Source organism: Candidatus Methylomirabilota bacterium, from assembly GCA_036002485.1.
Classification (GTDB): domain Bacteria; phylum Methylomirabilota; class Methylomirabilia; order Rokubacteriales; family CSP1-6; genus AR37.
This window is the reverse complement of record DASYTI010000022.1, coordinates 1-14552: the sequence shown is the minus strand read 5'-3', so window position 1 is coordinate 14552 and position 14552 is coordinate 1. Positions and strand designations below refer to the sequence as shown.

Here is a 14552-nt window from a genome sequence, read left to right as displayed (position 1 = left end):
ACGCGCACCGGCCGCTTCCAGGTCGGGATGGGCGATCCCATCGGGGTGGCCCTCGGCCAGCAGGGGATTTCGCACGAGCAGGCGCTGGACGGCAAGGGGCTCGTGCAGGCGGCCGAGAAGTTCAAGGTCGACCATCTGCTCATCGTCCACTTCAAGCGCGTCGAGACCAAGCCGTACATGGACGTGCGCTTCTTCTCGCTCCCGCGGGCCGTGCCCGAGGTGAGTACGGCCTTCTTCGTGCCGCCGTCGATACGACCGACGCAGCAGGGCGGCCGCTTCTCCCAGGGCGGCCCCGCCAATCCGCCCCAGGCCAAGCAGCGCTCGCTCCTGGCGCGCCTCCTGGGGCGCGAGCTCGAGGCGGGCACCTACTCGAGCGGCGAGGGCTCGATCCCCCTCAAGGAAGTGGCGAAGTTCCCCTTCGCGGTGGTGGCCATCGACGTCGCCGTGACGCCCAAGGACAAGACCCCCCGGATGGTCGTGAGCGACGGAGAGAAGGTCTACCAGTACAAGATCGTCAACACCAAGCTCGAGGCGGAGTGGTCCTTCAGTGTCCGACAGCTCGGCCGGGTCATCTCCGTCTACTTCGTGGACCTCGACGGCGACGGACAGTTCGAGGTCGTGGGCGCTCGCCACGACCCGAACGTCGGACTGAGCTCGTTCATCCTGGGGGTCAAGGACGGGAAGCCGCGCTACATGGCAGAGAACCTGCATATGTTCCTCTTCCCCGTGGACACCGAGGGCAAGGGGTACAAGCACACTCTGTGGGCGCAGCGCTACACGCCCGAGAAGTTCTTCACTCCGGGCCAAGCCGATCAGATGATCTGGAAGAACGGCAAGCTCGTGACCGAGAGGGCGGTCCGCGTGCATTCCTCCTTTCGGCCCATGGGCGCGGCCTTCTCCAGCGTCAATGGCAAAGACGCCGTGCGCGCTCTCGCCTTCATCGACGAGTTCAACCGGCTCCAGGTCTCGGTTGACGGCGAGGACCTCTGGCGTTCCGGCTCGGCGGTCGGCGGGGGCGCCATCACGATCGAGCAAATCGTCAATCAGGGGGGCAAGAGCAGCGGCTCCGGGCGCAGCAGCTTCTACAAGATCGAGCCCAACCCGCTCGCCCTCGACCTCGACGGCGACGGCGTCGACGAGATCCTGGTGCCGCAGAACATCGTGAAGGAAGGGCTGCTCGCCATCGTGTTCAAGGGCCCCGCGGGGTTCCGCCTCCAGTCCATCGACACGGGCTTTGAAGGGATGATCACCGCGCTCGGGGGCTTCAAGACCGACGACGCCACCCAGCCGACCATCATCGCGACCGTCGTCCGCTTCAAGAACTTTCTCAAGACCTCGGGCGAGACCCAGGTCATCATGACCCTGCCCCAGGAGTAGCGTCGCTGCCTCGCGTCTTCGTATCGCGCCCGATCGCTTCTGGCCCCCTCACCCTGCCCTCTCCCCCGATGGGGGAGAGGGTTTCAGATTTGAGTTCCTCCTTCCATCGGTCCGCCAAGATCTACATGTCGTTGGCCGCTGACTACCGCGCGGCATCGGCCAAGTAACCATGGCCATCAAGGCGGTGCGGGGGGTACGGGACATTCTTCCCTCCGAGACGGGCAAGTGGCAGCGCGTGGAAGCGGCCGCCCGGCGGACCTTCGAGGCTTATGGCTACCGGGAGCTCAGGCTGCCCCTCTTCGAGCGAACGGAGCTCTTCGCGCGCGGCATCGGCGACGAGACGGATATCGTCAAGAAGGAGATGTATACGTTCGAGGACCGAGGCGGCGACTCGATCACCCTCCGTCCCGAGGCGACGGCGGGACTCCTGCGCGCCTATATCGAGCACGGCTTCCAGGTCGAGCCCAAGCCCGTGCGCCTCTACACGGTCGGTCCCATGTTCCGCTACGAGCGCCCCCAGGCGGGACGCTACCGCCAGTTCCATCAGGCCAACGTGGAGGCGCTGGGCGAGCCCTTGCCCGCCGTCGACGCCGAGGTCATCGCCATGCTGATGGATTTCTTCCGCGAGCTGGGGCTCGCCGATCGCCTCGCCCTGCACGTGAACTCCATCGGGGATACCGCGGACCGCGCGATCTATATCGCCAGGCTGCTGGAGTACCTCCGACCGCACGCGGCCGCGCTGTGCGGAGAATGTCAGGCCCGGCTCGAGCGGAATCCCCTCCGCGTCCTCGACTGCAAGGTCCCCGACTGTCAGCCCGTCATCGAGCGGGCGCCGTCCATCCTCGATTCGCTCTCCCCCGAGGCGGCGAAGCACTTCGAGCGCGTGCGGGAATACCTGGACGCCCTGGGGCAGAAGTACACGGTGACGCCCCGCCTCGTGCGCGGGCTCGACTACTACGTGCGGACGACCTTCGAGGTGCTGACCGCGGAGCTGGGCGCCCAGAACGCGGTGGCCGGCGGAGGGCGCTACGACGGGCTCATCGAGCGGCTCGACGGGCCCGCGGATCCTGGAATAGGCTTTGCCATCGGTCTGGAACGGGTGGTGCTCCTGCTGGGGGACGACGACACCTCATCACGCCCCTTCGTGCTCCTGATACCCCTCGGCGACGCCGCCCTGCAGCGCCTCATGCCGGTGGCGCGCGCGGCGAGGCAGGCGGGGGTGGCGGCCGAGCTCGGCTATGGCGGCCGCAAGCTCCCCCGCGAGCTCGAGCGCGCGAACAAGCTCGGCGTGAGCTACGCGGTGATCGCGGGCGACCATGAGCTCGCCGCGGGGGAGGCCGTGCTCCGCGCCATGGGATCGGGAGAGCAGCGCCGCGTGCCCTTCGCCGCCCTCGCCGAGGAGCTCGTCACCTTGGCCGGCAAGGACTCAGCCCAATGAGCGTGGCGCGCGTGGAGCCCATGGGTGGCTGGAAGCGCACGCATAGCTGCGGAGCCCTGCGTGCCGCGGACGCCGGGCAGATCGTCACCCTCATGGGCTGGGCCTTCAGACGCCGGGACCACGGGGGACTGGTATTCGTGGATCTGCGGGACCGGGAAGGGCTGACCCAGTGTGTCTTCGATCCGAAAGAGGCGGCGGACGCCCATGGCAAGGTCGAGGGCGTCCGGTCCGAGTTCGTGCTGGCCGTGCGCGGCACGGTAGTCCCCCGGCCCCCCGGGACGGAAAACCCCAAGCTTCCGACGGGCGGCGTCGAGATCCGCGTGAGCGAGATGAAGATCCTGAACGACTCGCGACCGCTGCCCTTCCAGCTCGAGGACGAGGGCGAGGTCGAGGAGACGTTGCGGCTCAAGTACCGTTATCTCGACATGCGGCGCCCCCCGGTCTTGAGAGCCTTTCAAGTCCGCGACCAGGTGTGCCGAGCCGTGCGCGACTACTTGCACACCGAGGGCTTTCTCGAGGTGGAGACGCCTTTCCTGACGCGATCGACGCCGGAAGGCGCCCGCGATTTCCTCGTCCCCAGCCGGATGCAGCCGGGCAGCTTCTATGCTCTGCCTCAGTCTCCCCAGCTCTTCAAGCAGCTCTTGATGGTGGCGGGCTTCGAGCGGTACTTCCAGATCGTCCGCTGCTTCCGTGACGAGGATCTCCGCAAGGATCGCCAGCCCGAGTTCACCCAGATCGACATCGAGACGTCCTTCCTCGAACGCGACGACTTCTTGCCCATCATCGAGGGCATGGTCGCCGAGATATGGCGGCGGGTGAAGGGCGTGGAGCTCGTGCGCCCCTTCCCGCGCCTGGCCTACGACGACGCCATGGCGCGCTTCGGCTCTGACAAGCCTGATCTCAGATTCGGTCTGGAGCTGCAGGATGCCTCCCGCCTCTTTGCCGAAGGCGAGTTCCAGGCCTTTGCCCAGACGGTGGCCGGAGGCGGAAGTGTCAAGGCCCTGCGCGTCCCGTCCGCGGGCGGCCTGAGCAGGAGGGAGCTCGACGACCTCACGAATGAGGCCAAGCAGCTCGGGGCCAAGGGCCTCGTCTGGATCAAGGTGACGGCCGAGGGTGTGCAGTCGCCGGTGGCGAAGTTCCTGACGGCCGTGCAGGACAGGCTGCTTGCTCTCACGGGCGGGGGGGCAGGCGACCTCCTCCTTCTCGTGGCCGATACGCCGGCGGTGGCGGCCACCGTGCTCGGCCGTTTCCGCGTGGATCTGGCCCGGCGCTTCCAGCTCATCCCCGACGACCGCGACGTCTTCGCTTGGGTCATCGACTTTCCGCTCGTCGAATGGAATGAGGACGAGAAGCGGTGGGACGCCGTCCACCATCCCTTCACGGCGCCGAGGGACGAGGATCTCGCCCTCCTGGAGTCGGATCCCGGCCAGGCGCGCGCCAAGGCCTATGACCTCGTGCTCAACGGCCAGGAGGCCGCGGGAGGATCGATCCGCATCCACCAGCAGTCGGTGCAGGAGCGGCTCTTCGGGCTCATCGGCATCTCCAAGGAGGAGGCCCGGGCGCGCTTCGGCTTCCTCCTGGAAGCCCTCGAGTTCGGAGCCCCGCCCATGGGCGGCATCGCCTTCGGTCTCGATCGCCTGGCCGCCAGTCTGGCGGGGCAGGAATCCATCCGTGAGGTCATCGCCTTCCCCAAGACCCAGAAGGGCACCTGTCCGCTCACTGATGCCCCGGCGCCTGTCGATGCCCGCCAGCTCCGGGACCTCGGGATCCGGGTCGTTGAAGGAGCTGGTCCGGCGTGACCGAAGCCACCCGCCGCATCGTCGTTCCTCCGGACCTCAACCTGTTAGCGTTGCTGGGCAGAAACGAAGCGCACCTGCGCACCATCGAGACCCAGTACGACGTGCGGGCGACCTCGCGCGGCCACGACATCACGCTCCGGGGGGCGGACCGTCAGCTCGAGGAAGCCGAGAAGGTGCTGCGCGAGCTCATCGACATGCTACGGGCCCGGCCGACCCTGGGAGCGCACGATGTCCGCTCGGCCCTCCGGGTGGCCAGCGCCGAGCCTGGCACCGATCTCAAGAGCTTTCTCGCCGACGCCATCGCGGTGCCCTCGCGGCGGAAGCTCATCAGCCCCAAGACGCCGAACCAGAAGCGCTATCTGGATGCCGTGCGCGGCCGCGACCTCGTGGTGGCCATAGGTCCCGCGGGGACGGGCAAGTCCTACCTTGCCGTGGCCATGGCTGTCTCCGCCCTCGTCAAACACGAGGTCTCGCGCATCATCTTGACGCGGCCAGCCGTCGAGGCGGGCGAGCGCCTGGGCTTCCTGCCCGGCGACCTGATCGAGAAGGTCCACCCCTATCTCCGCCCCCTCTACGACGCGCTCTACGACATGCTCGAGGCGGAGCGGGTCGCCTCCCTCAGCGAGAAGGGTGCGATCGAGATCGCCCCCCTTGCCTACATGCGGGGGCGGACCCTCAATGACGCCTTCATCATCCTGGACGAGGCGCAGAACACGACGTCCGAGCAGATGAAGATGTTCCTCACCCGCCTGGGCTTCAACTCCAAGATGGTGATCACGGGAGACATCACCCAGGTGGACCTGCCGTCCAGCCGGCCTTCGGGGCTCATCGAGATCCAGACGGTGCTGCAGGGAATCGACGGCATCGAGTTCATCTACTTCGACCATCGTGACGTGGTTCGCCACGATCTCGTGTCCGCCATCGTGCGCGCCTACGACCGCGCCAGCACGCGGCAGCCACAGTCCTCGCCCCCTCACCCTGCCCTCTCCCCCGATGGGGGAGAGGGATGATGAGAATCCGCCCTGCCCTTTCCCGTGATGGGGGAGTGGGGAAGTCGGAATCTGCCTTCTCTCCTCGAGCGGGAGAAGGAGGAAGCGGATCCCCCTGCCTTCCCGCGCGGGCTACCCACCATCCCCTCTCCCTCCCGAGGGAGAGGCCTGAGGGGAGAGGGCTAACATGAGAACGGATGGCTGATGGCGGCGGCCGTCGCCAATCTCCAGCGCCGTGTCCGCATCTCGCCGGCGCGCCTCAAGAGCACGGCTGAGCGCGCGCTCCGGGCCCTGGGCCGCGCGCGCCGGGAGGTTCACGTCGCCGTGGTGGACGATGCCGCCATCCGTCGCCTCAATGCCCGGTGGATGGGCACGCGCCGGAGCACGGATGTGCTCGCCTTCGACCTCGACGCCCCGGGGCCCTCGCGGCTCCTGGGAGAAGTCGTGGTCTCTGCGGATACCGCGAAGAGACAGGCCAAGCTCGCCCGCGTGGCCGTCGCCCTCGAGCTCGACCTCCTCGTGATTCACGGCCTGCTCCACCTGGCGGGCTACGACGATCACGAGCCGCGCGCGGCGCGGCGAATGCACGAGCGCGCGCGCAAGATCTTGGCCGAGGCGGGCCGTCAGGCTCCGTCGCGCTTCTGGGACGGCCTGCTGGAGGCCCCGTGACCGTGCCCCGACATCGGGCGGGCTTCGTCGCGCTCGTGGGCCGCCCCAATGTGGGCAAGTCCACCCTTCTCAATCGGCTGGTCGGCGAGAAGATGGCCATCGTCTCCCGCCGGCCCCAGACGACCCGGACGCGCATCACCGGCATCAAGCATCTGCCCGAGGCCCAGATCGTCTTCGTGGACACGCCGGGGCTCCACGAGGCCCCGGGCAAGCTCGGCCGGCTCATGGCCAAGACGGTGGAGCGAGCCCTCGAGGACGTCGAGGTGGTCTGTCTCATCCTCGACGCGACGGAGCGGCCCGCGCGGCTCGAGGCGACCTTGCTCGAGCGTCTGCGGAGCGTGCGCGCGCCCGTCTACGCCGTCTTGAACAAGACCGATCTGGTGACCCCGAAGTCGAAGCTTCTCTCGCTCATCGCCGCCTGCCGCGCGGCCTTTCCCTTCACGGAGATCGTGCCCGTCTCCGCGCAGACGGGGGAGAACTGCGACCGTCTGCTCGATCTCCTCGTGGCGGCGCTCCCCGTCCGCCCCGCGTATTTCCCGCGGGAGTCGCTGACGGATCAGCCCGAGACCTTCTGGGTTGCCGAGGCTATCCGGGAGAAGATCTTCCGACTCACCCACCAGGAGGTCCCTTACGCCTGCGCCGTCCGCGTGGAGGAGCTCAGCGAGCGGAAGCGGCCGGAGTGCCTGTACATCCGAGCCACCATCTTCGTGGAGCACGAGTCCCAGAAGGGCATCGTGATCGGCAAGGGCGGGGCCGCTCTCAAGCGCATCGGCACGGCGGCCCGTGAGGATCTCGAGCGCTTCTTCGGCATCAAGGTCTTCCTCCAGCTCACGGTGTCCGTGCGCAAGGGCTGGCGCAAGGACGATCGCGCCCTCAAAGAGTTCGGCTTCCTCCTCACCTCCTAGCGAGGTTGTCCAAGTATGACCAACCTCTCGCGAGCAAGAATGTCCCGCTCCGAGCGCCGGCTTTGCCTGCGCAGTTCTCAGATTGCTCGCCTCGGACGGCGGGGCTTCCCGCTGGGGCTCGCCTCGCACGCGGGGGCCCCAGCCCCCGGCCGTGCTGCGGCTCGCAGTGCGCCCGCGACGTCCTGCGGCTCGCCCTGCGTCGGGGGGAGGTTTCGGAAAGGGGGCGGAGCCCCCCTCCGAGCTTCATAGCCATGGCCCTCCACACCACGCAGGCCATGGTCATCGGCCGCCGCGCGCTCGGGGAGAGCGATCGGCTGGTGGACTTCTACACGCGCGATCACGGCAAGGTGCGCGGGGTGGCCAAATCGGCGCGGCGGCCGCGCTCGCGCTTCGGCAGCGCCCTCGAGCTTTTCACCCTGGGCCAGCTCGTCTTCTTCGACACGGGACGCAGCGACCTGGTGCGGGTGGACCACTTCGACATCGTCCATCCCTTCGTGCGAGTGCGCGAGCATCTCGAGCGACTCGGACAGGGGGCGTGGGTCGTGGAGTGCTTGGCGCGGTTGTCACCGGAGCGCGATCCCCAGCCCGCGCTGTTCGGGCTGATGCTCCGGAGCCTCCGGGCCCTCGATGCGGGGGCGCGTCCGCCGCGCGTGGCTGCCTGCTTCGCGGTGCGCGCGGTGGATCTGCTCGGCCATCGGCCGCGCCTCGACCGCTGCGTTGAATGCGGGCGCGCGTATCCGTTCGCCGAGGCCGCCCTGGATACGATTGCGGGCGGGCTGCTGTGCGGACGCTGCGGCTTCGGGGCCGATGCCATGCCGCTCTCTGGCGCGGCTGTGGGGCTCTTGAAGCGCCTCCGCGCCCTCGGATGGGAGGAGGGACTGAGGCTGCCCCTCGCCGCCGACCTCGACGCCGAGCTGCGTGCGCTGCTCGAGGGCGTCATGACCCGGCTCATCGGCCATCTCCCGCGCTCGTCGCGCTTCCTGGCCCAGACGGCGCGGACTCTCACACCCCACCCCTGATTCTCTCAGCCCTCGCCTCGCCGCTGATCCACTCAGCTCTCACCTCAAGGCTACGCCCTTCAGCTCGAACTGCCACGCCTGCGGGATTTACTCGGGCCTCGCCTCGCGGCTTTGCCGCTCAGCTCGAAGAGCGGGCCGCGTCTCGGCTCGAAAGTCAGCCCTCTCCCCTGAGGGGGAGAGGGATTTTTGAGTCTCCCTCCGGATGAGAGAGAGTTTTTGAGAATCCCTCTCCCTTCCCAAGGGAGAGAGCAGGGTGAGGGTTGGAGGTTGGTCCCCATGGTATTCTCGTTTCCATGTCAGTGACCATGGATACCCTGGTTTCTCTGTCCAAGCGGCGGGGTTTCGTCTTCCAGTCGAGCGAGATCTACGGTGGCACGGGGTCGTGCTGGGATTACGGCCCTCTCGGCGTCGAGCTCAAGAACAACATCAAGCGGATATGGTGGCGGGATTTCGTCCAGAGCCGGCCGGACATGGTAGGGATCGACGCCTCGATCCTGATGCATCCGACCGTCTGGAAGGCCAGCGGCCACCTCGACAATTTCACCGATCCGATGGTCGATTGCCGGGAATGCAAGCTCCGCTTCCGCGCGGACCACGTGGACGAGATGCCGTGGACCCATTACTGCCCCGCCACCAAGGGAAACAAGTTCACCATCCCGGCCGGGGAGCCCTGTGGCCACTGCAGCGCGCGCCGCACGCTCTGTCCCGACTGCGGCAAGGGCGAGCTGACCGCTCCCCGGCAATTCAACCTGATGTTCAAGACTTTCATGGGTCCGGTGGAGGAGGATGCCTCGGTCACCTATCTCCGCCCCGAGACGGCCCAGGCCATGTTCGTCAACTTCGAGAACGTGCTGCAGTCCATGCGGCTGAAGCTCCCCTTTGGCATCGCGCAGGCCGGCCGGTCGTTCCGCAACGAGATCACCCCGGGCAATTTCATCTTCCGCACGCGCGAGTTCGAGCAGATGGAGATCGAGTACTTCGTCAACCCCCACGACACCATCGAGGGGCGGCCGGCGGACGAGTACTGGCACGACCGATGGATCGAGGACTGCCTCGCCTGGTTCCGTCGCTATGGTCTCCGGGAGGAGAACTTGCGGCGGCGCGAGCACGGGAAGGACGAGCTCTCGCACTACTCCAAGCGCACCGTGGACATCGACTACCGCTTTCCCATCGGCTGGAGCGAGCTGATGGGCATCGCCAACCGCACGGACTTCGATCTCAAACAGCACGCGAAGTTCAGCGGCAAGTCGCTCACGTACTTCGACGAAGAGCGGAAGGAGCACGTGGTCCCGTACGTGGTGGAGCCCGCGGCCGGAGTGGACCGTGCCCTCCTGGCCTTCCTCGCCGATGCCTACGTCGAGGAGGAGGTGCGAGGGGAGAAGCGCGTCGTGCTCCGCCTCCATCCCGAGCTGGCGCCCATCAAGGTGGCCGTGCTTCCCCTCCTCAAGAAGCGCGAGGAGATCGTCAAGACGGCACATGCGATCCGCGCCGATCTCGCCACGCAGTGGCGGGTGGTCTACGACGATACCGCCGCCATCGGCCGGCTGTACCGGCGACAGGACGAGGTGGGCACGCCCTACTGTGTCACCGTGGACGTGCAGACAGTGGGCGATCGCGATAAGGGCGAAGTGGGCGACGGCAAGGTGACCATACGGGACCGCGACTCCATGGAGCAGATCCGCGTGCCCCTGACCGCCCTCGGTTCGATCTTCCGCGAGCTCCTGGGTGGCGGCGCCTGGGCCAGCGTGGCCAGCCGCTTCGAGCGAAAAAGCGAAGGGTAGGCGCGCGACCCATCGCCCCCGCGGCGCGGCTCTTACTGTCCGGCGTCTGGGCTTGGTGATACGAGGCGTGAACTACGCGGCTGAAGCTATGCCGCGCATCTCCGAGCTTCCCCTAGCGGCACTCGTTGAACCAGCTCACCGACTCGACGATCACTCGATACGTCGCCTCCGGACTGGACACCGGCACGTCGAAGAACGCTCGGTTGCGGGATAGGACATCCCCCATGACCCGAGTGCGGTACGTCGCGGCCAATTCGTCGCCGGCCGTGAGTTGCTCGACGCGCAGCGAGACATTGGCGGCATCCCTGATACCACTGTTGTAAAGATAGCCCACCACATGCGCACCCCCGGGTTGGGTGCGCTCAACAGACCATTCGGGCCGGAGGTATGCGCCAGACGAAGCGCCAAGGTCTTGGGCGGGGGCGACCGTGGGGGCGCTCACAATAAGCGTGAGCATCACCGTCGTCAGGGAGCGCCGAAGGAACCGCATAGCCGCAGTCATCTTGGCCCTACTGGCTTTGCTCGGTTGGCCTCGGCACCGGCCCTGAGGCTGTCGGGGCCGCGCCCGCAGGCGGGGCGAGGGGCGGCGCCGCATCCCCGGGGGTGCTCTCGGGCTTGGGCGCGATCGGTTTCGGCCCGCAGTTGTTCCTGGGCTCGGTCCCCGAGATGAACGCGATCATGACCGGCCTCGAGCACGTGCCCGCCATCGAGAGATCCACCGGCACCAACACGACACCTTCGGGAATCGGGAAGTCCTCGACGGGCGCCCCGTGCAGCGCCTCCTTCATGAACGCCGTCCAGATCGGCACCGCCACCCGCGCCCCCGTCTCGTCCTTCCCGAGACTCCGCGGCCTGTCATAGCCCACCCACACGCCCGTGGCGAGATGCGGCGTGAAGCCGATGAACCACGCGTTCGAGTAGTCGTTCGTGGTCCCCGTCTTGGCCGCAGCCGGCCGCCCGAGAGCCTTGGCCGCCTGTCCCGTGCCGCGCTCGATGGTGCCCTGCATCATGTGGGTCACGACATAGGCGAGGTCGGGAGGGAGGGCCTGGCGCCCTTGCGGGACGTTTTCCTCGAGCATCTTGCGCTGAGAGTCGAGCACGTAGCGGATGGCGGTCGGCTTGACCCAGGTACCCTGATTGGCCAGGGACCCGTAGGCGGAGGTCAGCTCCAGGAGCGTCAGGTCGGACGTGCCGAGCGCGATGGAGAGGTTCTCGTGCAGGGGGCTCTCGACGCCCAGGCGCCGGGCCACGTCGACCGTGCGACGGACGCCGATGCGCTCCTGGACCTTGATCGTCGCCACGTTGATCGACTCCTCGAGCGCCTGCTGATATGTGATAGGTCCGCGGAACTTGCGGTCATAGTTGTCCGGCTTCCAGATCTTGCCGTTGGCGCCGAACGGGTACTGGACGGGCGAGTCGTCGACGATGGAGGCCGGGGTCAAGCCCGCCTCGAGCGCGGCGATGTAGACGAAGGGCTTGAAGGCCGAGCCCGGCTGGCGGCGCGCCTGGACGGCGCGATTGAACTCGCTCTTAAAGAAATCGTAGCCGCCCACCATGGCGCGGATGTAACCCGTCTGCGGCTCGAGGGCGAGGAGAGCCCCCTCCGGTCGCTCCGGAGCCGGGGCGTCCTTGCCTGCGGTGGCCGCCCGGCGGGTCTCGAGGGCGCGGAGCCCCTCGCGCAGCGTGGCTTCGGCCTTGAGCTGCAAGGCGGGCGACAGCGTGGTGTAGACGTGGAGCCCGCCCTTGAACACGAGATCCGGCCCGTATTGCGCCTCCAGATACTGCTGCACGTACTCGAGATAGTACTGACCGGTCGTCCGCCGCCGCTCGGGCGGAACGAGGCTGAGCGCGCTCTCGCCGAGACGCTTGGCCTGCTCGGCCCTGATGGCGCCCGTGTCCACCATGCGGGTGAGCACAATGACGCGGCGCCGCTTGGCCGCGTCGGGGTGGTCGAAGGGAGAGTACGTGGCGGGAGCCTTGGGCAGGCCGGCGAGAAGGGCGCACTCGCCCGGCGAGAGCTCGCTCACCCCCTTGCCGAAGAAGGTGCGCGAGGCGGCCTCGACGCCGAAGGCGCCGTGGCCGAAGTAGATCTGGTTCAGGTAGATCTCGAGGATGCGGTCCTTGGAGTAGCGGCGCTCGAGCTCGACGGCCAGCACCGCCTCCTTGAGCTTGCGCTCGAGACTGCGGTCCGGGGTGAGGAAGAGAACCTTGGCCAGCTGCTGGGTGATGGTGCTGCCGCCCTCGACGATGCGGCCGCGGCGGAAGTTCTGGTAGACGGCGCGCGCGATCCCCATGGGGTCGACGCCGAAGTGCGAGTAGAAGCGCGCGTCCTCGGTGGCGATGATCGCCTGCTTGAGGGCGGGCGGCATCTGGCCGAGCGGGACGAAGATGCGCCGCTCCACGTGGAACTCCGTGATGAGCTCGTCGGTCTCATCGTAGATCCGCGACCCCACGCTGGGCTCGATGCTCTCGAGCTGGGTGACCGAAGGCAGCGAGCGCGGCAGGATGGCCAGCACCCAGAAGGCGGAGACGCCGGTGGCGAGCACGCCCACGGCCAGGAGCGCCACGAGGGGGACGCCGATCCAGCGCAGCCAGCGGCGGCGGCGCCGCACGGCCAGCTTGGACGGTTGTTTCCCTCGCGATGGGGGGGCCATGGATTGCTATTATACAGACGTGAACCCGACGAGTCCTGCCGCGACACCCATCATCTCGAGCGCATCCTCCGCGCCGACCTTGCCCGTCGACGAGCAGATGGCTCGGCTCCGTCGCGGGGCCGCGGAGATCATCGTGGAAGGCGAGCTTCGCGCCAAGCTCGAGCGCTCCGTGAAGACGGCGACCCCCCTCAAGGTCAAGCTCGGGCTCGATCCGACCGCGCCTGATCTTCATCTGGGGCACACCGTCGTCTTGCACAAGCTGCGGGACTTTCAGGAGCTGGGGCACCAGATCATCATCATCATCGGCGACTTCACCGGCATGATCGGCGACCCCACCGGCCAGTCGGAGACGCGCAAGCCGCTGACCTGGGACGAGATTCGCGCGAACGCCGAGACATACCGGGCGCAGCTCGGCAAGGTGCTCGACATGAGCCGGACTCGAGTGGAGTTCAATTCGACCTGGCTGGCCCCGTTGACCTTCGAGCACATCATCCGCGAGACGGCGCTCCTCACCGTGGCGCAGATGCTCCAGCGCGAGGATTTCGCCAAGCGTTATGCGGCCGGCCGCCCTATCGGACTTCACGAGCTTCTGTATCCGCTTTCCCAGGGCTACGACTCCGTCGCCCTGGGCGCCGACGTCGAGCTCGGGGGCACGGACCAGACCTTCAATCTCCTGGTGGGCCGCGATCTCCAGCGGGCCCATGGCCAGGAGCCACAGGTGGCGCTCACCGTGCCGCTTCTCGAGGGCCTCGACGGCGTTCAGAAGATGTCGAAGAGCCTCGGCAACTACGTGGGCATCATCGAGCCGCCCGCCGACATGTACGGCAAGCTCATGTCGGTCTCGGACGATCTCATGTTCCGGTACTTCGAGCTCGTCACGCGTGTCTCGGAGCCGGAGATTCAGGGGCTGCGAAGCCTCCACCCCATGGAGGCCAAGAAGCGCCTGGCCTGGACAGTCACTGCCATGTACCACGGCGAGGCTGGGGCGAAGGAAGGAGAGGACCACTTTACACGGGTGGTTCAAGGTAAGCAAATACCTGAAAATGTTGAAGTAATTACGATCGCCACTCCATACGCGGACGAGCCTGTTTGGAAGATCGTGGTAAGTTCAGGTCTCGCAGCTACCAATTCAGAAGCGAGACGTCAGGTGCAGCAGGGCGCCGTAGAGCTGGACGGCATGAGGGTGTCAGACCCCAATACTCCGGTTCCTGTTTCGGCCATTTCACGCCTCTTGAAGGTGGGGAAACGCCGATTTGCGCGGTTCATTTTGGAAAGAGTCGACGGCTAAAAAGGAATTACTTGACAGGTTGTTGGGCCATCCGTATCATCAACCCTTGCCCTACCCGCCAGCAAAATTTGCGGGATGGGGTTAAGAGACGGCAGCGGGTCGGAAGCACTCAGGCTGACCTGTTCCACCTCTTCGATGGGGTCATTACCCCGCCGTTCTTTGAAAATCGCATATGTTACTGGCTCACCGACGAAGTGTGAGCACCATCCGTAACTACTGAGTACCTTGCGCTCGACCGAAGCAACATCTTGGTTGGGCTTTTAGGGACCAGGTTTCAAGTTTGTCGATTTTCATGGCGAGTTTGATCCTGGCTCAGAGCGAACGCTGGCGGCGTACTTAACACATGCAAGTCGAACGGGGATCATCGGTGTAGCAATACATTGTTGGTCCTAGTGGCGCACGGGTGAGTAACACGTGGGTAACCTGCCCTTGAGTTCGGGATACCCCCTCGAAAGGGGGGCTAATACCGGATACGTTCCTCGGATCGACAGGTCTGGGGAGGAAAGGTGGCGCAAGCTGCCGCTCTTGGAGGGGCTCGCGGCCTATCAGCTAGTTGGCGGGGTAACGGCCCACCAAGGCTATGACGGGTAGCTGGTCTGAGAGGACGACCAGCCACACGGGGACTGAGACACG

Annotated in this window: 11 protein-coding genes and 1 rRNA gene; 10 read left to right on the top strand and 2 right to left on the bottom strand. The window is 66.7% G+C overall.

Annotation, left to right across the window (positions count from 1 at the left end):
- The 8 genes from VGT00_02530 to VGT00_02495 form a co-directional block, all read left to right on the top strand.
- On the top strand, positions 1 to 1377 hold a 1377-nt coding region (locus VGT00_02530), incomplete at its 5' end, for a hypothetical protein (protein HEV8530273.1).
- Between the two features lie 169 nt (positions 1378 to 1546).
- A complete protein-coding gene (hisS, locus tag VGT00_02525) occupies positions 1547 to 2815 on the top strand; it encodes a histidine--tRNA ligase (GenBank protein ID HEV8530272.1) in 1269 nt (422 codons plus the stop codon).
- The gene (aspS, locus tag VGT00_02520; protein HEV8530271.1) at positions 2812 to 4614 is read left to right on the top strand and encodes an aspartate--tRNA ligase; all 1803 of its coding nucleotides are present in this window, start codon (positions 2812 to 2814) and stop codon (positions 4612 to 4614) included. The genes hisS and aspS overlap by 4 nt, the downstream gene beginning before the upstream one ends.
- Entirely contained in the window at positions 4611 to 5624 is a 1014-nt protein-coding gene (locus VGT00_02515; protein ID HEV8530270.1) for a PhoH family protein, read from the top strand. Before aspS ends, VGT00_02515 begins: the two co-directional genes overlap by 4 nt.
- A 183-nt stretch (positions 5625 to 5807) precedes the next feature.
- Positions 5808 to 6272, top strand: coding sequence for an rRNA maturation RNase YbeY (gene ybeY / locus VGT00_02510; protein ID HEV8530269.1), 465 nt, complete (start codon positions 5808 to 5810; stop codon positions 6270 to 6272).
- Positions 6269 to 7177, top strand: coding sequence for a GTPase Era (gene era, locus VGT00_02505; protein HEV8530268.1), 909 nt, complete (start codon positions 6269 to 6271; stop codon positions 7175 to 7177). Before ybeY ends, era begins: the two co-directional genes overlap by 4 nt.
- A gap of 251 nt (positions 7178 to 7428) precedes the next feature.
- Complete coding sequence (recO, locus tag VGT00_02500; GenBank protein ID HEV8530267.1) at positions 7429 to 8196, top strand: DNA repair protein RecO; 768 nt, start codon at positions 7429 to 7431, stop codon at positions 8194 to 8196.
- A gap of 293 nt (positions 8197 to 8489) precedes the next feature.
- Entirely contained in the window at positions 8490 to 9977 is a 1488-nt protein-coding gene (locus VGT00_02495; protein HEV8530266.1) for a glycine--tRNA ligase, read from the top strand.
- Between the two features lie 112 nt (positions 9978 to 10089).
- Here VGT00_02495 and VGT00_02490 read toward each other — a convergent pair whose 3' ends face one another.
- Together VGT00_02490 and VGT00_02485 are read right to left on the bottom strand one after the other, a co-directional pair.
- The gene (locus VGT00_02490) at positions 10090 to 10314 is read right to left on the bottom strand and encodes a hypothetical protein (protein ID HEV8530265.1); all 225 of its coding nucleotides are present in this window, start codon (positions 10312 to 10314) and stop codon (positions 10090 to 10092) included.
- 172 nt (positions 10315 to 10486) lie between these two features.
- Positions 10487 to 12631 (bottom strand): PBP1A family penicillin-binding protein, encoded by a 2145-nt coding sequence (locus VGT00_02485; GenBank protein ID HEV8530264.1) that lies wholly within the window; start codon positions 12629 to 12631, stop codon positions 10487 to 10489.
- A gap of 79 nt (positions 12632 to 12710) precedes the next feature.
- Here VGT00_02485 and tyrS point away from each other — a divergent pair, with 79 nt between their 5' ends.
- Positions 12711 to 13919 (top strand): tyrosine--tRNA ligase, encoded by a 1209-nt coding sequence (gene tyrS, locus VGT00_02480; protein ID HEV8530263.1) that lies wholly within the window; start codon positions 12711 to 12713, stop codon positions 13917 to 13919.
- A gap of 289 nt (positions 13920 to 14208) precedes the next feature.
- Positions 14209 to 14552 (top strand): 16S ribosomal RNA (locus VGT00_02475); the annotation flags it as partial.